The sequence below is a fragment of the Chryseobacterium sp. Leaf405 genome (assembly GCF_001425355.1).
Lineage (GTDB): Bacteria > Bacteroidota > Bacteroidia > Flavobacteriales > Weeksellaceae > Chryseobacterium.
In genome coordinates this window covers 92,734-111,057 of record NZ_LMQN01000003.1, presented here as the reverse complement: position 1 = coordinate 111,057, position 18,324 = coordinate 92,734, and the positions used below count along the sequence as shown (strand labels likewise).

General features: G+C 33.2%; 22 protein-coding genes and 1 riboswitch. Of the genes, 12 read left to right on the top strand and 10 right to left on the bottom strand.

Annotated features, from left to right (window positions below; translation table 11 throughout):
* Positions 1 to 77 precede the first annotated feature (77 nt).
* The 4 genes from ASG22_RS03800 to ASG22_RS03780 all read right to left on the bottom strand — a co-directional run bounded on the left by ASG22_RS03800 (position 78) and on the right by ASG22_RS03780 (position 4,412).
* Positions 78 to 461: an acyl-CoA thioesterase gene (locus tag ASG22_RS03800; protein WP_055980831.1), complete on the bottom strand. Its 384-nt coding sequence runs from the start codon at positions 459 to 461 to the stop codon at positions 78 to 80.
* Positions 462 to 573: 112 nt separating this feature from the next.
* A riboswitch (cobalamin riboswitch) is annotated at positions 574 to 763 on the bottom strand.
* 65 nt (positions 764 to 828) lie between these two features.
* Positions 829 to 1,629: a hypothetical protein gene (locus tag ASG22_RS03790; RefSeq protein ID WP_055980824.1), complete on the bottom strand. Its 801-nt coding sequence runs from the start codon at positions 1,627 to 1,629 to the stop codon at positions 829 to 831.
* A 138-nt stretch (positions 1,630 to 1,767) separates the two neighbouring features.
* A complete protein-coding gene (locus ASG22_RS03785; protein ID WP_055980821.1) occupies positions 1,768 to 2,256 on the bottom strand; it encodes a YcxB family protein in 489 nt (162 codons plus the stop codon).
* A gap of 8 nt (positions 2,257 to 2,264) precedes the next feature.
* Positions 2,265 to 4,412, bottom strand: coding sequence for an endonuclease MutS2 (locus ASG22_RS03780; protein WP_055980817.1), 2,148 nt, complete (start codon positions 4,410 to 4,412; stop codon positions 2,265 to 2,267).
* A gap of 98 nt (positions 4,413 to 4,510) precedes the next feature.
* Here ASG22_RS03780 and ASG22_RS03775 point away from each other — a divergent pair, with 98 nt between their 5' ends.
* Genes ASG22_RS03775 through ASG22_RS03765 form a run of 3 tightly spaced genes read left to right on the top strand, consistent with a single transcriptional unit; the run spans position 4,511 to position 5,992 of the window.
* Entirely contained in the window at positions 4,511 to 5,005 is a 495-nt protein-coding gene (locus ASG22_RS03775; protein ID WP_055980815.1) for a GNAT family N-acetyltransferase, read from the top strand.
* 21 nt (positions 5,006 to 5,026) lie between these two features.
* Complete coding sequence (locus tag ASG22_RS03770) at positions 5,027 to 5,329, top strand: hypothetical protein (protein ID WP_055980812.1); 303 nt, start codon at positions 5,027 to 5,029, stop codon at positions 5,327 to 5,329.
* A gap of 30 nt (positions 5,330 to 5,359) precedes the next feature.
* Entirely contained in the window at positions 5,360 to 5,992 is a 633-nt protein-coding gene (locus ASG22_RS03765; RefSeq protein ID WP_055980809.1) for a hypothetical protein, read from the top strand.
* A 110-nt stretch (positions 5,993 to 6,102) separates the two neighbouring features.
* Here ASG22_RS03765 and ASG22_RS03760 read toward each other — a convergent pair whose 3' ends face one another.
* The 3 genes from ASG22_RS03760 to ASG22_RS03750 form a co-directional block, all read right to left on the bottom strand.
* Positions 6,103 to 6,603 (bottom strand): YceI family protein, encoded by a 501-nt coding sequence (locus ASG22_RS03760; RefSeq protein WP_055980808.1) that lies wholly within the window; start codon positions 6,601 to 6,603, stop codon positions 6,103 to 6,105.
* A 149-nt stretch (positions 6,604 to 6,752) separates the two neighbouring features.
* Positions 6,753 to 8,024 (bottom strand): hypothetical protein, encoded by a 1,272-nt coding sequence (locus ASG22_RS03755; RefSeq protein WP_055980805.1) that lies wholly within the window; start codon positions 8,022 to 8,024, stop codon positions 6,753 to 6,755.
* Positions 8,025 to 8,055: 31 nt separating this feature from the next.
* A complete protein-coding gene (locus ASG22_RS03750) occupies positions 8,056 to 8,592 on the bottom strand; it encodes a YceI family protein (RefSeq protein ID WP_055980802.1) in 537 nt (178 codons plus the stop codon).
* Between the two features lie 455 nt (positions 8,593 to 9,047).
* Here ASG22_RS03750 and ASG22_RS03745 point away from each other — a divergent pair, with 455 nt between their 5' ends.
* A complete protein-coding gene (locus tag ASG22_RS03745) occupies positions 9,048 to 9,689 on the top strand; it encodes a uracil-DNA glycosylase (RefSeq protein ID WP_055980800.1) in 642 nt (213 codons plus the stop codon).
* Here the strand turns inward: ASG22_RS03745 and ASG22_RS03740 are convergent.
* The 3 genes from ASG22_RS03740 to ASG22_RS03730 all read right to left on the bottom strand — a co-directional run bounded on the left by ASG22_RS03740 (position 9,676) and on the right by ASG22_RS03730 (position 11,935).
* On the bottom strand, positions 9,676 to 10,170 hold the full coding sequence (locus tag ASG22_RS03740) for a hypothetical protein (protein WP_238586849.1): 495 nt from the start codon (positions 10,168 to 10,170) through the stop codon (positions 9,676 to 9,678). The genes ASG22_RS03745 and ASG22_RS03740 overlap by 14 nt on opposite strands.
* 9 nt (positions 10,171 to 10,179) lie before the next feature.
* Complete coding sequence (locus ASG22_RS03735) at positions 10,180 to 10,671, bottom strand: DUF456 domain-containing protein (protein ID WP_055980842.1); 492 nt, start codon at positions 10,669 to 10,671, stop codon at positions 10,180 to 10,182.
* Positions 10,672 to 10,750: 79 nt separating this feature from the next.
* On the bottom strand, positions 10,751 to 11,935 hold the full coding sequence (locus tag ASG22_RS03730; protein ID WP_055980794.1) for a carboxypeptidase regulatory-like domain-containing protein: 1,185 nt from the start codon (positions 11,933 to 11,935) through the stop codon (positions 10,751 to 10,753).
* Between the two features lie 272 nt (positions 11,936 to 12,207).
* Here ASG22_RS03730 and ASG22_RS03725 point away from each other — a divergent pair, with 272 nt between their 5' ends.
* The 8 genes from ASG22_RS03725 to ASG22_RS03690 all read left to right on the top strand — a co-directional run bounded on the left by ASG22_RS03725 (position 12,208) and on the right by ASG22_RS03690 (position 18,179).
* Positions 12,208 to 13,476 carry a mechanosensitive ion channel family protein gene (locus tag ASG22_RS03725; RefSeq protein WP_055980840.1) on the top strand — a complete coding sequence of 423 codons (1,269 nt, stop codon included), beginning with the start codon at positions 12,208 to 12,210 and terminating at the stop codon, positions 13,474 to 13,476.
* 152 nt (positions 13,477 to 13,628) lie between these two features.
* A complete protein-coding gene (locus ASG22_RS03720) occupies positions 13,629 to 14,348 on the top strand; it encodes a pyridoxine 5'-phosphate synthase (RefSeq protein WP_055980792.1) in 720 nt (239 codons plus the stop codon).
* A gap of 108 nt (positions 14,349 to 14,456) precedes the next feature.
* Positions 14,457 to 15,236, top strand: a complete 780-nt coding sequence (locus ASG22_RS03715; RefSeq protein ID WP_055980789.1) for an alpha/beta fold hydrolase — start codon at positions 14,457 to 14,459, stop codon at positions 15,234 to 15,236.
* Between the two features lie 114 nt (positions 15,237 to 15,350).
* A complete protein-coding gene (locus tag ASG22_RS03710) occupies positions 15,351 to 15,581 on the top strand; it encodes a microviridin/marinostatin family tricyclic proteinase inhibitor (protein ID WP_055980787.1) in 231 nt (76 codons plus the stop codon).
* Positions 15,582 to 15,619: 38 nt separating this feature from the next.
* Positions 15,620 to 15,892: a microviridin/marinostatin family tricyclic proteinase inhibitor gene (locus ASG22_RS03705; protein ID WP_055980784.1), complete on the top strand. Its 273-nt coding sequence runs from the start codon at positions 15,620 to 15,622 to the stop codon at positions 15,890 to 15,892.
* Between the two features lie 27 nt (positions 15,893 to 15,919).
* The gene (locus tag ASG22_RS03700; RefSeq protein ID WP_055980780.1) at positions 15,920 to 16,141 is read left to right on the top strand and encodes a microviridin/marinostatin family tricyclic proteinase inhibitor; all 222 of its coding nucleotides are present in this window, start codon (positions 15,920 to 15,922) and stop codon (positions 16,139 to 16,141) included.
* A gap of 84 nt (positions 16,142 to 16,225) precedes the next feature.
* A complete protein-coding gene (locus tag ASG22_RS03695) occupies positions 16,226 to 17,182 on the top strand; it encodes an MvdC/MvdD family ATP grasp protein (RefSeq protein WP_055980777.1) in 957 nt (318 codons plus the stop codon).
* A complete protein-coding gene (locus ASG22_RS03690) occupies positions 17,175 to 18,179 on the top strand; it encodes an MvdD family ATP-grasp ribosomal peptide maturase (protein WP_055980774.1) in 1,005 nt (334 codons plus the stop codon). Before ASG22_RS03695 ends, ASG22_RS03690 begins: the two co-directional genes overlap by 8 nt.
* The last annotated feature ends 145 nt before the right edge of the window (positions 18,180 to 18,324 follow it).

Sequence of the window (18,324 nt, the reverse complement as noted above, 5' to 3'; positions counted from 1 at the left end):
GAATTATTAAGTGAGATTTCAGAATTATACGAGCAGCACAAAGCTGAACAGAAGACCGAAGGTCGCCGGAGTTATTATTATAGTATTGATACTGGTTTCTTAAATTCATCAATTGCCACAAAAGTAAAATCACCCACAATCGCTTTTTCTCTTTCGTAAGAATACATTTGTTCAGTATAGATTTCCACGCTTACTTTCATACTTGTATTTCCAACGTGAGATACTTTACCGATTAATTCAACAATTGTTCCGGCAGGAATAGATCTTTTAAAATCAATTTTATCGCTGCTTACCGTTACGACACGTTTTCTTGCAAATCTTGTTGCTGCAATAAAAGCCACTTCATCCATCAGCTGCATCGCTGTACCTCCGAAAAGTGTATCGTAATGATTGGTTGTATTGGGGAAAACTGCTTTGAAAATTCTGGTTTCCGACGCTTCAATTCTTTCTTCTGTAGTCATATTTCATTATTAATTAAAACGAAATGAAAGACTATTGAAACAAACAAAATATCCCAGGAACATGAAAATTCCTGAAAAACTATTGGCTCAATAAACTTCAAATCGCGAAAGTTTTTTGTTGAAAGAAAAAGGCAGGTCTCCTGACTTGTAACATCTTCATTTCCTTCCCATTTCATCTAAAGACAAAACAGTGGATTCACTAATAAAGACTTCCGTTACTTACAGTTGCGCGACAGTCCGTGATTTTCACACGATTCCCTTTTAATCTGCTGTTAAGCAAAACCAATTTCTCAAAAAACAATAAATCTAATTGCTTTAAACAATAAGCTCTTGCTTTTCGGGTGCAAAAATAATGATTATTGACGAATTATTCAGGATTTTTATAAATGATCTGACTTTCTGCTCTCCCTTGTTTGATGGTCCAGATGGTTGTATAGCGGTTTTCACCAGATCCATTAGTCATGTAGAGGAAAATATGGTCATTGTCGATGGCAGTTACCCCAACATTTTTAAAATCCATGGTTGGCTGAAACATATTTTTGATGGCATCTCTCACAAAAACAGAACCTCTTCCGGGTTGTTGTACACGTACCGATTTAATTTCCGTCATTCCTTCAGGAATTTCTTTTCCGACTCCCCAAGATTTTACTTTGTCAATCTTAGTGATATTTCCGTCTGCATCTTTTTCCTGTTTTTTGATATGAGCGTAGGAAGGATAAACATCAATAATTACTTTCGTTCTTTGGTTACCCGGAATTTTTGGGTTGGTATCATCAGTGAAAATCAATGATTTCCCGTTTTTAGATTTTGAAGGCGTAAATTGTGGCAATTTATCAACAAAAACAACACGGTTTTTATTCACCATTCCTTCTTTAGTAATGCTGTCGTACCTTACGAAAGGTTTTTCGGTGTCTTCTTTTTCAGGATATTTTATCCAGATCCATTCTGTTTCGCCGGGAGCCGGTTTTACATAAATAAAGACATCTCCGGTTTTCATACGGATCTTATCAATGATTTTTCGGTAATCATCTTTGTGAACGCGAACCATTGCATAACCTTCCTCAGCCTTTACCACACCAAAAGGAACTTTATCCTGAGCGTTGGCAAAACCTAAAGAAAAAAGACTGAAAACTAATAGATAAAATGCTTTATTTACGGAAATCATCATGAAAATTTTTTGACAGTTCAAATATATACATTAAATATTTTTTGAAAGGTAATTGTAACGTTGTAATTCTTTTAAATCTTGAATTAATTTAAAAGAGTGCTCAATTTGAACACTCTTTTTATGATTTTCAAAATGAAATTAATCGTTTCTTAATCTAGACTTTACGTGATTTTTTTTAATCATATTTCTAAGCTCCAAAATCTGATCTTTTGTGAAATCTTTTTTCGAAACCATATTCATTGTTTGGGCACTTTGATAAATCAGAAACCAATCTTGGTTTTCTTTGATTTTATAAACCGAATTCCAACTAAAATCCTCTTCAAATGTTTCACCTTTCATTTGTATGACTTCATTGGTAAAAGTATACATAATCGATTCCTGAATTTGATTATTTGAATAGAAAACATTTTTCAAACTGAAATACGTTTGTGAAATCATGAAGATGAAGAAAACGAATACACAAATTGATACAATTCTTAAAAATCCTCCGCCGCCATTTTCTGCATTATAAAAATTGATAGAAATGAAAACGGATATAATTATAGGATAAACAATAAATCTTATTAGTGAACTTTTTAGATGAAAAATCAAAAAATCCTTAAATGTAATTTGCGTCTCTATAGTCATGATTTACATTAAATTCTTTCCAGTTCATCTGCATCGATTGTCGTTTTGAATGTTCCGTAATTCACGATTACTTTTTTTCTGGAAATCTTTTCAATCGTTCCCACACTCGTACTTCCTGTAATACGGACACGCTGCCCGACTTTCATCCACATGGCACGGTCGGTGATGCGTTTTTCTTCCAGTTTTTCGTTGGTTTCCGATATTTTTTCAATGACATCTTCCTTCTTCAGCTGTTGCGTGATTTTTCTTTTCACGACTTGCAGACGCTTCGTTTCATCCTTATCAGCTCCGATTTTCCTGAATTTTTCCTGTTCCAGAATCTTCACAAAATCTTTCACCACATCTTTCCTCGATTTTCCTTTTACATAACTGTCGATAAATCCTTCAATCTTAGTTCCGAATTGAAGTTTACGGTGTTCATCTTCATATAATTTCTGGAAATTGAAAAGTTTCTGCTGAAGCTGCTCGTTCAGTTTTTGCAGATTATCACGTTTGTCTTCTACAGATTCTTTTCTTTCGGCAAGATCGGTTTTCAATTTTTCAACTTCGTATTTTTCCTGTTGAAGTTTAACGATTGTTTTATCTAAATTTACAATATCGTGTTCTACTTTTTTCTTCGCAGAATGAATAATAAATCTCGGAATTTTATTTTTCTCCGCAACTTCAAACGTAAATGAACTGCCAGCCTGCCCGACTTCAAGTTTGTACATCGGTTCCAGCGTTTCTTCATTAAACAGCATTGCAGCATTTTGTGCGTTCGGTAGTTCCTCAATGACCAGCTTGATGTTGGTATAGTGAGTGGTAATGATTGCAAAACTCTTTTTATCATAGAAAAACTCAAGAAAACTTTCTGCCAAAGCGCCACCCAACTCAGGATCTGAACCTGTACCGAATTCGTCAATCAATAAAAGGGTATTGGCATCGGCTTCACGAATGATTCCACCCATTTTCTTTAATCTTGATGAATAGGTAGAAAGATGATTTTCAATAGATTGATTATCACCAATATCGGTCATTATTTTATCAAAGAAAAACATTTCAGATTTTGGATGAGTCGGAACCAGAATTCCGCTCTGAATCATCAGTTGAAGCAATCCGACAGTTTTCAACGTGATCGATTTTCCTCCTGCATTCGGTCCCGAAATACAGATAATTCTGTTATGATCCGTTAAACTGAGGGTCTGTGAAAAAATGGTTTTGTTTTCCGCTTTATTTCTTAAAAATAACAAAGGATGGAAAGCTTCTCTTAATCGTAACGTTCTGTGGCGATTGATTTTTGGTAAAACACCATTAATTAATTCTGAAAATTTCGCTTTCGCCCGAGTAAGGTCAAGATCAAAAATATAACCTTGATATTTCCAAAGCTGAGGTTGAAATTCTGCAAGATCTGCCGTTAATTTTCTCAGAATTTTATCGATTTCCTTTTTTTCTTCTTCCTGATCTTCTCTAAGTTTGAAGTAATGTTTAACCACGCTATCCGGCTGAATATATGTAATCGAACCTGTTTTTGAAAGTCCCAATACTCTTCCCGGAACTCTTTTTTTATAAGCTGATTTTACGGCTAAAACTCTTTGGTCTTCAATAATGCTTTCACGAATATCATCCAGAAAATCGCTTTGCCCGTAGTTGAATAAAACACGGTTGAAATTCTCGGTTATCGCTTTTTTAGCATGTTGAATTTCTGCTCTCAATGTTTTTAAAATCGGGGAAGCTTCACTTTTTACTTCGCCAAAACGGTTGAAAACCTTATCAACTTTATCAATAATTTCTTTTTTGAATTCCAGCACCGAAACATCCTGTATTAAAGTTGGAAAAGTTTCAGGCATCGTTGGAAAAAACTTTTGAAGCTTTCCTATTTGTTCGGTAAGAGTTTTTATTTTGATGAAAGCGCTGTTTTCTAATCGGTAATTTTCGATCAGCATGAATTTTAGCTCACTTTCAATATCTTCGTATTCATCAAACGGAACTGCATTTGAACTTTCGAAACTCGACAGATATTCCGATGTTTTTTTCAATGAAATCTCTGCCTCGTCAATTTCCATCGGACGAAGTTCAAGAATCCTGTCTCTTGTTTTCGGAGAATATGCAAATGGAGCAATTTCCGCGAGCAATTGCGGAAACTCTAATTCGTTTAAATCTTCTTTATTTATATACACATTGCAAATTTAGTGAGAAAATGTGAATTTTAATTTGAAAATGAGTTAATTTGAGAATTTGAAAATATCTATTAATCAGGAATTCTTACATTTGAGATATGAAACTGGAAACCGAAAGACTACAGTTAAAAGAAATCAACGAAAGTTACGTTGAAGATATTCTGAAAATCCGAAGCAACGAGGTTATCAATCAATTTGTGCAGAGAAATTCGCCGAAAAATAATTATGATGCGCTTCAGTTTATTTTAACCATAAAAGAAAGAACTCAAAACAATCAAACATTTTACTGGGGAATTTCTTTAAAAGATCAGCCAAATCTTATTGGTACAATCTGTCTCTGGAAATTTTCTGAAGATAGGAGTGTTGCGGAAGTCGGTTATGAATTATTACCCGATCATCACAGAAAAGGAATTATGTCTGAGGCTTTGAAAGCAGTTTTAGATTATGGTTTTAATGAATTACATTTACATGAAATTGTTGCAATGACCAATAAGTTTAATGAAAACTCAAAAGGTCTTCTTTTAAAACATGATTTTATTCTGAAGAGGGAAGGGAAGATGAAGGTTTTCCTGATAATCTTGTTTTTAGCCTGAAGAAAATATAATTTAATTAAAATGACGAAAATAATCATCAACCGTTCATCGGAGTTTTCTAATTTATTAAGATCGATCGAGATTTATCTTGGAAAAACAAAAATAGGAGAACTAAAACACGGGGAATCAAAAGAATTTGAAGTGCAACCGGGAGAACATCAACTTACAGCAAAAATCGACTGGTGTCGTTCTAATATAATTGATTTTAAAATAGAGAATGATGAAACCTTGAGATATAATCTGAATGGAACCAGTCCGTTATTAGGATTGTATTACATCACATTTGGAAAAAATCGTTATTTGAAATTGAAAGCAATACAATAGTTTAAATTTATTCAGACTAAAATTTTTGCGATGGGTTTAGATTATTCTATCATCACTTTTGTTAAAAAAGAGAAATTATCAGATTCATTAAGTTGGCTTAATAAGAATTCTAATGGAATTAGTAAAGCTATCTTAAAACTGGAAAATGAAAATTATATTGATGTTTCAGGTGACTATTTTAAGGAGAAAATAATTCATGATATAAATAAGTTAAATTTTTCAACTTCATTGGTTTTTGATGTTGATCCTGAAATTTTCACATCAATTTATAATCCTTATTGTCAAGATCCGGTAAGTGATTTTAAAGAATATTTCCAAAACATTTATTTAGGAAATGGTAAAATTTCAATTGGATCTTTTGATGCCAGTATTATTAAACATAAAGATCATGATGTTTATGAATTAAGTTTTAGTGCCGTAACAACAACAATGAGTATTATGCTTGATTCTTCACTTTCTGTAAGGAATTGGCTTCATGAATTTTCGATAGTTTCAGATTCAATTGTGACTTTTATCGATTTAGAATCCTCCGGACATAAAATAGTTTTTTATAAAGGAAAAAAAGTCGAAATTATTGATGAGAATCCAAATGATGATTCAAGAAATATAGAAGAAAATTATTTAAATGAATATTATAAGCTTATTGCTTATTATTATGAATGAGTTTTTTTTGATATAAATGATCAAAAAGCCTGAAAAATAATTCAGGCTCTTCTCAATTTCTAAGCAAGTATGCTTGATCTAAAAATGGAATATAGGTTTTCGTTATTTAATTAATGTGCTGCCAATGCAAAAACAAGATTAAGTTCATCTTTTACAACAATCATTCCGCCCATTTTCTTTGGAGGTTTGATATTGAAATCACTGAATTTTACGATTCTTTTTCCGGTAAGTTTTCCGTTTTCTGAACAGAAAGTGATGTTGTACGTTTTGCTTCTGTTCATCATTTTTACTTCAATCTGTGCATTGTAAACGGTTTTGGCTTTATCCATAGAAATAAACTTTATAGTCATGTAAGGATATTCTTCTGCGGAAAGTGTTTTCTGAAAATCTGAAGTCATTATTTTGTTCCGGCAGTCGAAATCTTCAACTTTCAAAGCGATATTGGGGAGCTGTTTTTCGTTTAGAGTATAAGTTCCTGTTGATGTTTTGAATGTATTATTGGTACATTTAAAACTGTTGATATTCGTATTTCCATTGATTTGAACGTAGTTTTCCTGTGCTGTAATGTAAATTCCGAACAGAATCAGAAGGACAGTTTGCAAAATTTTCATGACTCAGGTTTTGTTATCGGAGAAATCNTGTAATGTAAATTCCGAACAGAATCAGAAGGACAGTTTGCAAAATTTTCATGACTCAGGTTTTGTTATCGGAGAAATCAGTTTTCAATAATTTCCCCGATGGGTTGATGTAGCTTTTTAGTTTAGAAAGAAATAGCAGCTTCCAAAACAAATCCGTGGAATTTTCCGTCATACAAAATGCTTGAACTTGGATATCCGTCGTATTTCTGATTAACGTATTCTGCTTTGGCAAGAATGTTTTTAGTCATAAACCAGCCGCCGCCAATATTAAATCTTGAAATATCCACTTTTTCTCCGGTTGCCAATTCACCTTTTACCATATTGTATCTTCCTCCCACATATAGATTATCGTTGTTTCCGAATCTGTAGAGAAGTTCTGCAGCATATTGATTCCAGGTTCTTCTGTCGATTTCGGTGAAGTTTCTTCCTGATGCATTTTCAAAAGTTCCGAAAAACTCAACACCTTTATATCTTACAAAAGGATTAATCATGAAAGAAGTTACCTTGTTTTTAAAATCGGGTACAACCTGTCCTGATCTGAAATTCGCAGAAGATGTGGCTGCTGCATTCTCCAGTACATAATAATATCTTGATCCGGCTCGGTCGCCATCATAAAAATCAAGTCGCTGAGTGTCGGCCGCATTGTATACAGATCCCGTTATACGAACTCTTAAATCATTATTAAGTTGTTTGTCGTAACCAATTTTGGCATATAAAGAAGGACTTGTTCCGCCTGTTGCATTTTGGTTCAGTCTTCCGTTGGTAACACCTCCCATTCCTATGAAACCATCTTTTCTATAGTACAATTCGGCAAAAACCATTGTTGCATAAGCATCCATCAGATAATTTCCTACAAACGGATTTTGCGTGGTGTAGGCGTTGTCGCTTCTTCTGAAATGCACATCACCATAATTAATTTCATCGTGACCGAATTTAATGGTCGCATGTTTCATGAAATCGCTTAAAAAATCTTTTTTAATGAAATCTAATTTATCAATCTGGATATAACCGCCTTTTACATACGTTTCATTGTGGTGACGGGAAGAAAGAAAGGTTCTTAAGTGTAAATTAATTCCGTCGTACAAAGCAACATCAACATCTAAATTGGCTGTGGCTAAATTGAAATTATTCCCTATATCATAAAGCTGTGTTGCCGCTACGGTTTGGTCTGCACCGCTTTCATGTTTGATTCCCTGAAACTGTAAAGCAAAAGCACCCCCGATTCTTACTTTTAATTTTTCAAACGTTGTTGCAGAATCTTTAGGATTTTCAAAGATATTGATTCCTCGCTGATCTCTGGGTTTCAGGTTGTCTAAAGGGAACTGTTGAGCGTTTGCAAAACCTGCCAGCATCATTGTTCCCAATACTCCGATTTTTATATAGTTTGATTTCATAATAGTTGATTTTTAAAGGTTGATTTATTAGTTATTCTGCCACGATATTCACTTTTACAGTGATTTCATCTCCTGTTTTTATGCCCATGAATCCAGGTCTGCTCATTCCGAAATCGGATAATTTCAATACTTCAGTTCCATAAATCGTATAAGTATTTTCTCTTTTACTTACGTTGATCGGGAAAGTGACATTTTTAGAAGCTCCTGCGATGGTTAGTTTCCCTGAAATATTGCCTTTTCCGATACTTACAGACGGCGCTGTGAAATAGATATTAGGATTTTGTGCAGATTTTAAAGCTTCGTAAGCCTTATTATCCATAGATTTCCCTTTTTTACTTTTCAGATTAGTTACCGGCATTGTGAATGTTGCATTAGAAATTGTATTTCCAGTTACCATTCCTGAGAAAGTAGCTGCTGAACCATTCATTTCCCAATCGTGCAATGGAGAGGTTCCTGTTACTATAATGGTTGTTGTTTTCTGAGTGATTTTTTGTGCATTATAAAATTGAGAAAATAATAATGTTCCGCATACGATTGTTGCATTCAAGAAAATTCTTAAATTTTTCATATTCTTAAATTTTTATTGACTATTTTATTAAAAGTTTATCTTTTTTGCTGTAGTAAAGGTATGGATGTTGTTAATATTTTGGTAATTTTTGAATATGATATAAGTCTTTGTGTGTTGTTGTATTTTGTTATATTTAATATAATTGTTCTGGAATTATCAATTTTATTGATTTACCTAACAATTGTTAGTTTTTTGTTCTTTTTCAATTAAAAAAATGTTCAAAAAAATAAATCATGAAAATTTAAGAGCTAAGATTTGTGACGAATATCACTGATTTGTTTTTGGTTAAACGTTTCCTAATGTGTATATTATTAATAACTATTTCTATAATAGGTATTAGCAATAATTCTAATTTTACGTTTTAGTATATTTGAATTATAAAAATTAGTCTTATGTTAAATATTATAATACAAGAAGAACGATTTTTGCAGTAATTAAAAATATTTACCAATTCTATGACCTGGACAGAAATTTTAGCCCCGATAAAAAGTACAGAATATTTTACAACCCTTTGGGAGAAAGTAAAGCAGGAATATAAAACAACAAAAGTTTTCCCTCCAAAAAATCAGATTTTCAGAGCACTGGAAATTACACCTTTCGATGATGTTGAAGTGGTGATTATAGGACAGGATCCTTATCATAATGATTATCAGGCAAATGGTTTGTGTTTTTCTGTTTCAGAACAGGTAACAGCACCGCCTTCTTTGAAAAATATCTTCACCGAACTAAAAGATGATGTTGGAGTGATAAGAACTTCAAAAGAGCTGGACGACTGGGGAAAACAGGGCGTTTTGCTGTTGAATGCTACCTTAACGGTTCGTGCCCATTCCCCAAATTCTCATAAAGATTTGGGGTGGGAAAAGTTTACCGATTTTATCATTAAAGAAATTTCAGACAAGAAAGAAAATGTAGTTTTCGTTCTTTGGGGAGCTTTTGCACAGAAAAAAGCCGAATTAATTAATCCGGCGAAACATTTTATTTTAAAATCTGCGCATCCGTCACCTTTTTCTGTTTACAGAGGTTTTTATGGCAGCAAACCTTTTTCAAAAATTAATGAGTATCTGATTTCAAAGGGGAAAAAACCTATTTCGTGGTAGGATTTTCTCCTGCTTTTTTAATGATAATTCCGATCTTATATTTCCCTTTAAGCGCTTTTGTGCCTTCAGCGGCTTCAGGATACGGAGCAACATCCGCTAATGAAATAGTATATCCGTTGAACTCTGAAGTCGTACTGTAATTTCGTGATTTGTTATCTGTGCTTGCAAGATTTATGGTCATTGGTCTTGTCGCCAATCCCATTACTTCAATCTGGGCAACAGCAACGCCTGCCCACATACAATTGACATCTTTTGGGCAACGGCTGTCTTCAGAAATTCCTTTGAACGTCAGATTCATTCCGGCTTCTTTAAAAAACTTGTTTTCTCCTTCTGTGAAGTAGATAATGTCACCTTTATGGTTGGTAATCTTTGCGTCTCCTGTCTTTTCCACATTTGCTTTTGTTGAGGTTTTCGGCTCTTTCTGAGCGTTACAGTTCATTAATGAAAGTAATCCAAAACTTAAAATAATAGTTTTAAACATAATTTGTATTTAAATAATATTAAGCATATTCAAAATTACTACCAAAAACATTGCCACACCTACCACAAGACTGAAGCCTGTTCCGTAAATAAAACCAATAAAAGCTCCTTTTGTGGATTTTAGAGCTTTGTTCATGTCTTTACTGTCGTGAAGAAGTTCTCCTACAAAAACACCAACAAACATTCCGACCAAAAAACCTAAAGGAATCGGTAAAAACATTCCGATAATCATCCCGACTACAGATCCTATGCTTCCCCATCTTGTGCCTCCGTATTTCTGATTGGTTTTGGCAGGAATAACATAACTTAAAACCACCGAAATTATCGTCAAAATGACAAAAGCCCAAACATAAATCATCGGCAGATCTGCATCAGTACCATATTTGTAAATTAACAATCCGCAGATGCTTAATAATAATCCCGGCAGAATAGGAAGAAAAGTTCCCAGAATTCCGAGAAATAATAAAATAAGGCAAAGTATATTGATTAGTGCTGTATCCATTTTTTGTAATTTATCTATGCAAGATATAAAAAAAGTGGCTTCGTAAAAAGCCACTTCCATGTTTAAGTTGAAGTTTTTATTAAAGGTTTAAGATGACATATTGTAGAATCACGCCGGCATTTCCAATATTTCCTGAAGCGTGATTATGGAAAGTAGTGTAATAGATATACCCGCTATTAGAAGATCCCGAACAAGGTCCAACGGTTGCTCCCAATGCCACTAGATAAGGAACCGCTGCCTGAGGAACGGAGATGCTGATCTGAATATTTCCCGGTAGCGTAATACAAACCGTTACAAATGTTGTAGTAGGAGCATTTCCAATCGGTGTTGTAGGAAGTCCCGTTGCTGTAAAATGATTGGTTCTGATCATCAAAGCATCATTTGTTGATGTTTCTTTTACTAAAACTTCCCAATAGGTTGGGTCATAATTAATTATTTTTTGCCATGTTCCAAGATCATAATCAATAGCAAGTGTATTGAATCCTAATGCTGTCGAAAGCCCTGCATTATTTACTGTGGCTCCCACCATACCTGTGTTTCCGATATTTTTAGAACATAATTTGGTATCAGGAATAAATCCACCTGCAAGAGAACAGTTATTGGTATTGGTTGTTCCTCCGACTAAATAAGCAACGTCCCAGTCTGAAGCATAAATACTTCCTCCATTAGCTACGAAAGTTGCTAAATTCGTGTCAATTACAGAGTAAAGCGTCGGGTTTGATGAATAACTGTTCCTTGAACCACAATTCAGAAAAATAATATCATATTGTGCAATTGTTGTAAGATTGGCAAGATCACTATTTGTGATTTCCGTAGCCGTATAACCTAAAATCTGAATAATATCTTCAATTTTATCATAAGTTCCCTTTACATAAGCAATTTTGGCAACCTGATCCAATTTCGTTTGATTCGTGTTAAGATTTAATGTTTCATTATCTTTTACAGTTGTAGAAATTTCTGTACGGAAATTACTACCATTACCCGTTTGAATATGAATGGTACGATTTCCTGCCGGAGCTTCCAGTGTGAAATTGCCATCCGCATCCGAAGTAGTGTAATAGATTTTATACTTGTCATCAAAAGTAAAAACTGAGGCGCCTCCAATGGGTTTGGTTCCGTTTTGTGACATCACTTTTCCGGTAAGTTTTCCGGTTTTTAAAGCTGTCGGTGTATTTTCTGTAATTATTGCGGAATCGTCTCCTCCGGAACAATTGGTTAAAAGTGTAAATACACACAGTAAAATAAAGAAGTAGTGTTTTCTCATATGTAATTGATTTTGATTTGTTTAGTTTTTACCAAATTTAATAATTAATTAAATATAAAATTATAAAACTGTTATTTTTTTTAATATAATTTATTAATTTTTGATATTGTTAGTGAAATTTTTATTTGTTGATCATGGTTTGAGCGGATTTGATATTATTAAAATAATTTTTTTGAATTTTCATTAGATGATGAAAGAGAAATAATTTTGGGATGAAAATTGATGCGGAAGTATTAATAAAAATCATCTTTAATTTTCCTAAATTTGCTGTAATGAAAGACCAGTTACAAGAAACCAAAAACTTTATTCAGGAGCTTAGCGAGCAGCTTTATATCTACATAAGCAAGATCTCACCGACTGGTTTAGATTGGTTTTTTCACATGATTGTAAAGCTTGCACTTCTTGTTGGCTTGTTTCTGCTGGCAGATTTTGTATTTAAATTAATCATCAATTTTGTTTTTCGATTTTTTAGGAATGAATCAAAATACCCGATCATAAAATCAATTTATCAGTCGAATGTTACCAATTCTGTAGCACATCTTTTTTCTTTGGGAATTGTTGCGAGCATTCAGCCTTCGATATTTCCTGTTAATGCTTTACCCTTGACTAATACATTTATTATAAGGTCAATTAATTTGGGGTTTGTCTTAATTCTTGCAGGAATGTTATATCGTGGGCTTACGGCTTTTAGGAATTATTTCACCATAAAACAGGATTTTTATAACATTATGGCGCTGAATGCGATTTCCGAAACTGTGAAAATTTTGGGGATTTTCATTTTTTCAGTGGTTGGGATCTGTGTTATTTTTGGGATAAAAGGTTCTACAATTGTCGGAAGTCTAGGAGCCATCACGGCGGTTTTGGTTTTGGTTTTCAGAGATACGATTTTAGGTTTTATCACTGGGATTCATGTTTCCACATCAAAAAGTTTAAAAGTTGGTGACTGGATCAGTATTCCGAAATACAGCATTGAAGGAAATATCGCAGACATTAGTCTTTTGACCACTAAAATTACCAATTTCGATAAAACTGTTTCTTCAATTCCGACGTATGATTTGCTGACAACCGAGATTAAAAATCTTCAGGTAATGTCGGAATCCAATACAAGGAGAATTAAAAAATCAATTTATTTTAATATCAATTCTTTTAAATTTTTATCGGAAGATGATATTGATCGTTTAAAGGAAATCAATCTTATTTCCGAATATTTAGAAGGTAAAAGCATTGAATTAAGTAAGGAAAAAGAAAATATCAAGCATAAAGATAAAATCGTAAACGGAAAACAATTGACCAATATCGGTGTTTTCAGATATTATGCTCAAAAATACCTTGAAAATGATCCTGATGTAGATCAAAATGGAGCAATGATGGTTCGCCAGTTAGACATTACACCGCAAGGTTTACCATTGGAAATTTATTGTTTTGCCAATGATTCTAAATGGGAACATTTTGAGCAGATTCAGGCAGATATTTTCGATCATTTATTGGTAGCATCCAAAGAATTTGAGTTACAAGTGATGCAGATAAGTGTCAAAGTATGATAAAATAGAAGTTAGAATTTAGAAGCTAGAAATTAGTTTTAATTCAAATCTTTTTAAATAATAATATAATAAGAAATTAGATTTAAATAGAAAATTTTACTGTGTCATGTAAACTAAATTCTAATATCTAACTTCTAATATCTAAATTAAAAATGACAAAATTAAGTGTAAACATTAATAAAATTGCAACGATAAGAAATGCAAGAGGAGGCGAAACGCCTAGTGTGACAGAGGCTGCAATTAAAATTCAGGAGTTTGGCGGACAGGGAATTACGATTCACCCAAGACCCGATGAAAGACATATCACAAGAAAAGATGTTTATGACCTCAAACCGCTGGTGACTACGGAATTCAATATTGAAGGAAATCCTCACAGTGATTTTATCGATATGGTTTTGGAAGTAAAACCGGAACAGGTGACTTTGGTTCCTGATGCAGACGATGCTATTACCTCAAACGCAGGCTGGGACACGAAAAAACATCTTGACTTTTTAACAGAAATTATCGCTGAATTCAAAAATGCAAGCATCCGAACGTCTGTTTTTCTTGATCCTAATCCAGAGTTAGTAGAATACGCTGCAAAAAGTGGAGCGGATAGAATTGAACTTTATACTGAAGCCTACGCTAAAAATTATACATCAAATAAAGAATTAGCATTAAAACCTTACTATGACACTGCAGTTATTGCTGCCGAATTTCGGTTGGGAGTAAATGCCGGTCACGATTTAAGTTTAGAAAATTTAAAATATTTTGCCGATAATATTCCAAATTTACTGGAAGTTTCCATTGGTCATGCTTTGATTTCTGAAGCCTTGTATATGGGATTGGAAAATACAGTTCAGGCATATTTGAAGAGACTGGCAAAATGGTAAATTTATAGACAACAGATAATAGATTTCAGATATTAGACTGAAAAATGTAACGATCAATCTTGTAATCTTTAATCTAACATCTGAAATCTCACATCTAATATTTAAGAAATGGAAATTTTAAATTCAAAAATATTTGGCGAAAACCTTTCGTCGACGCCGCTTTTGGTATTTCACGGTTTGTTTGGAATGCTTGACAACTGGGGAAGTTTCGGTAAAGATCTTGGTGAATTTTTACCAACTCACTTAATTGATCTTAGAAATCACGGCAGAAGTTTTCACTCAGAAAATATGTCTCATGACGATCTGGCGGATGACATTGCCAATTATATGGATCATTACGGGATTGAAAAAGCTCACATTTTAGGACATTCTTTAGGTGGAAAAGCTGTAATGCAGTTTGCTATCAAATATCCTGAAAAAGTTGATAAATTAGTTGTTGTAGATATTACTCCGAAAGCTTATCCTCCACATCATCAAGGTATTATTAAAGCGTTGGAAAGTGTAGATTTTGATACGGCACATTCAAGAAATGAAGTAGAAGCTGTTCTTGCGCAGTATATTCCAGAAAAGTCTACCATTCAGTTTCTGACTAAAAATTTATATTGGGACGACAATAAAAGATTAGGCTGGAGGTTTAATTTGAAAACGTTATCTGAAAAATATAACCAATTTGTTTCCAATGCTATAAAATTTGGAGTTTTTGAAGGCGAAACATTATTTATTGCCGGATCAAAATCTAATTATATTCTTCCACAAGACGAATTTGGAATTAAACAACAATTCCCAAAAGCTAAAATTGTAATCATAAAAAATGCGGGACATTGGGTACAGGCGGAAAATCCTGTCGATTTTGCAGATGTCGTAAAACAGTTTCTGAATCTGAATTAATTTGGTAATTAATAGAGTGTTTTGTTGGGTTTTTGAAAAAAAATAAATTTATTCTTCTCTGTGTGATTTTTTTTTAATACTTTAGTGATTCTAAATCATATAAGAATTAATATCATGGAAAAAAAATCTAAAAAACCTTTCTTCGCATCATTTCTGGAAAAGCAAATTGAAGATCCTGAAAAAATTAAAGGAGGTGCAGTAACTTCTGTGACGGTGGATAATGTGACGTCTGTGCTTAAAGACGACGTAACTTCTAAAATTTTGGATACTGTTACTAAGCCCGGAAGTGATAATGTAACGATGAAATATCCTTCAGACAGTGATGAAGGTGGAAGTGAAGTTTAAAAAATAACCAAATTCTAATAACTCAAATTATAATTATCATGAAAAACAACGATTCAAAAAAGAAGCCATTTTTCGCATCATTATTAGAAAAGCAAATCCAGGATCCCGAAAAAATTCAGGGAGGAGGTCTTTCTACATCTCTTAAAGATGTTGTTACTTCGCCAACTGGTGATGTTGTTACTTTGAAAACTTTGGACAATGTTACAACACCTGCTGCTGATACTCCGGTAACATTGAAGTATCCGTCTGATAGTGATGAAGGTGGGTTTGATCCTGGAAATCCGGGTCTAGATCCGCATATTTTACCTTAATAGATCAAATCAAATTAATAAAAAATTATGAAAAACAACAATTCAAAAAAGAAACCATTTTTCGCATCATTTTTAGAAAAGCAACTTCAGGATCCTGAAAAGGTGAAAGGAGGAGCAGGTGATGTAACTCTTGCAACACAGGATAGTGTTACAAAACCACTTCTTGATACTGTTACAAAACCTACATTGGATATGATGCAGACTATGAAGTATCCGTCTGATGGAGACGATGATGCTCCGGTTGTATAAGAATAAATTGTTATCAATAATAACAACACAACAGAAAGGAAACTTACACTCTAAGTTTCCTTTTTTAATAAAAATTAGTAAAAAATGATTCTCTGCATCACGCATTCTCAGGATTTTTATAATATTGATATTTTTTTTGAATATTTAAAAGCTAAAAATATTCCGTATTTCAGATTGAATTCTGACCGGTTGAATCATCTTCAGAAAATCAGTATTAATGAAGATTTTTTTGAGTTGACAGATGAATTTGGAATCACAATTAATTCAAAAGATATAAAAGCGGTCTGGCACAGAAAAGCATGGGGAATTTCAATTCCCGAAGATTTGGATGAAAACTATACAAAGATTTTTTTGAAGGAATATTCAAGCATTAGATATAATCTTTTCACTGTTTTAAAAGATGTTCCTTGGATTAATCCCCTGGAAAATGAAAATCAAGTCGACGGAAATAAAATGTTTCAGTTGAAAATTGCAAAAAAGCATCATATAACAATTCCTAAAACTATTTTTTCCAATGATTCAGAGAAAATTATTCAATTTTTTCATGAATACTGCAACGGAAAAATGGTGGCAAAACTTCATGGTGTTATTGCAAAATCAATGGGAGGGGAAAATTTTCTTTCCACAAATATTATTGAAGAAAATTCTTTGGAAAATATTGCTGATATTGAATATTGCCCGATGATTTTTCAGCCTTATATTGAAAAAGAATATGAATTGAGAATCGTTTATCTTGATGGTGAATTTTTTACCGGAAAAATTAACAATAGTGAAAATGCCGATTGGCGAATCGCTCAGGGAAATTATTTCTGGTCGGAATATAATTTACCTGAAAATATTAAGGTCAGTTTGACTTTTATGATGAAAGAAATGGGGCTTTATATCGGCGCTATCGATATGATAAAAAGTACAGACGGAAATTATTATTTTCTGGAAGTAAATCCACAGGGAGAATGGGGAATGCTACAAAAGGGATTAAATTTCCCTATTGCAGAAAGAATTGCAGATAATCTTATAAAAAGAATGAAAACCAATGAATAAAATTTTAATAATTACACATACAGGAGATAATTTTTCAATCGAAAAAGTAACTGAATATATCGATAAAAATAATTGCGAAGTTATCCGTTTCGACGTAGATGATTACCCACTTAAAAATAAACTGACCACAAGTTTTCAGGATGGAGCATGGATGACAATTCTTGAAACTCCAGAAAAAAAACATCGCTTGGATGATATTGCTGCCGTTTGGTACAGAAGAGCTTACAATATCGGTAATGGTTTGAAAGAAGAAATGGATCCTAAGTTCTACGGCGCTGCGATGGGTGAAATCCGCAATACACTTTTTGGGTTTTTAGAGTCTGTAGATGTATATTCTTTAGGGAAACCAGGTGTTTACAGAAGGTTAGACAGTAAAGAGGAACAGCTGAAAATAGCAGATAAAATAGGACTGAAAATTCCTGAAACCTGTGTGACTAATAATCCTGAAGAAGCAAAAAAATTCATTCTGAAACATCAAAATGTAATTGCGAAAATGCAGACAGGTTTTGCAATCTACGAGGATGGAGTAGAAAGTGTGGTTTTCACAAACGTTATCGATGAAGATAAATTGGAAGAATTAGACACACTTTTGTATTGTCCTATGCAGTTTCAAAAGAAAATCGAAAAGAAAAAAGAACTTCGTGTAACGATTGTTGGTCGTGATGTGTATGCGTTCGAGATCGATTCTCAACAATCAGAAGCTGCAAAAATCGATTGGAGAAAAGACGGTGTAAATCTTATCGACAAATGGATTCCGACGGAACTTCCGACAGATGTAGAAGCTAAATTATTAGAACTTTTAGATGTGTATCACGTAGATTATGGGGCAATCGACATTATCGTTTCTCCTGAAGATGAATATTATTTTATCGAAATCAATGCAGCAGGAGAGTTTTTCTGGTTAGATAATCTGACGGAAGAAAACCAAATTTCAAAAAGTATTGCAGATATTTTGTGCGACAAAGCGCCAAGAAGAAATAATATGGTTTTAGTTTAAAATTTGAATTAAAACGAAATTTATGTCAATAGAAACGGGCTTTAGCCCGTTTTCTTTTTAATAGTTAACACAAAGGCATTAGCCAAAATTTAAAATAACTTTATAAATAAAAACTTTTGCGACTTTTAAGGTTTTATCATTTTAA

Coding starts and splice junctions, on each gene's coding strand:
- ASG22_RS03800 (WP_055980831.1), bottom strand. CDS start 461: ATGACTACAGAAGAAAGAATTGAAGCGTCGGAAACCAGAATTTTCAAA.
- ASG22_RS03790 (WP_055980824.1), bottom strand. CDS start 1,629: ATGATGATTTCCGTAAATAAAGCATTTTATCTATTAGTTTTCAGTCTT.
- ASG22_RS03785 (WP_055980821.1), bottom strand. CDS start 2,256: ATGACTATAGAGACGCAAATTACATTTAAGGATTTTTTGATTTTTCAT.
- ASG22_RS03775 (WP_055980815.1), top strand. CDS start 4,511: ATGAAACTGGAAACCGAAAGACTACAGTTAAAAGAAATCAACGAAAGT.
- ASG22_RS03770 (WP_055980812.1), top strand. CDS start 5,027: ATGACGAAAATAATCATCAACCGTTCATCGGAGTTTTCTAATTTATTA.
- ASG22_RS03765 (WP_055980809.1), top strand. CDS start 5,360: ATGGGTTTAGATTATTCTATCATCACTTTTGTTAAAAAAGAGAAATTA.
- ASG22_RS03760 (WP_055980808.1), bottom strand. CDS start 6,603: ATGAAAATTTTGCAAACTGTCCTTCTGATTCTGTTCGGAATTTACATT.
- ASG22_RS03755 (WP_055980805.1), bottom strand. CDS start 8,024: ATGAAATCAAACTATATAAAAATCGGAGTATTGGGAACAATGATGCTG.
- ASG22_RS03750 (WP_055980802.1), bottom strand. CDS start 8,592: ATGAAAAATTTAAGAATTTTCTTGAATGCAACAATCGTATGCGGAACA.
- ASG22_RS03745 (WP_055980800.1), top strand. CDS start 9,048: ATGACCTGGACAGAAATTTTAGCCCCGATAAAAAGTACAGAATATTTT.
- ASG22_RS03740 (WP_238586849.1), bottom strand. CDS start 10,170: ATGTTTAAAACTATTATTTTAAGTTTTGGATTACTTTCATTAATGAAC.
- ASG22_RS03735 (WP_055980842.1), bottom strand. CDS start 10,671: ATGGATACAGCACTAATCAATATACTTTGCCTTATTTTATTATTTCTC.
- ASG22_RS03730 (WP_055980794.1), bottom strand. CDS start 11,935: ATGAGAAAACACTACTTCTTTATTTTACTGTGTGTATTTACACTTTTA.
- ASG22_RS03725 (WP_055980840.1), top strand. CDS start 12,208: ATGAAAGACCAGTTACAAGAAACCAAAAACTTTATTCAGGAGCTTAGC.
- ASG22_RS03720 (WP_055980792.1), top strand. CDS start 13,629: ATGACAAAATTAAGTGTAAACATTAATAAAATTGCAACGATAAGAAAT.
- ASG22_RS03715 (WP_055980789.1), top strand. CDS start 14,457: ATGGAAATTTTAAATTCAAAAATATTTGGCGAAAACCTTTCGTCGACG.
- ASG22_RS03710 (WP_055980787.1), top strand. CDS start 15,351: ATGGAAAAAAAATCTAAAAAACCTTTCTTCGCATCATTTCTGGAAAAG.
- ASG22_RS03705 (WP_055980784.1), top strand. CDS start 15,620: ATGAAAAACAACGATTCAAAAAAGAAGCCATTTTTCGCATCATTATTA.
- ASG22_RS03700 (WP_055980780.1), top strand. CDS start 15,920: ATGAAAAACAACAATTCAAAAAAGAAACCATTTTTCGCATCATTTTTA.
- ASG22_RS03695 (WP_055980777.1), top strand. CDS start 16,226: ATGATTCTCTGCATCACGCATTCTCAGGATTTTTATAATATTGATATT.
- ASG22_RS03690 (WP_055980774.1), top strand. CDS start 17,175: ATGAATAAAATTTTAATAATTACACATACAGGAGATAATTTTTCAATC.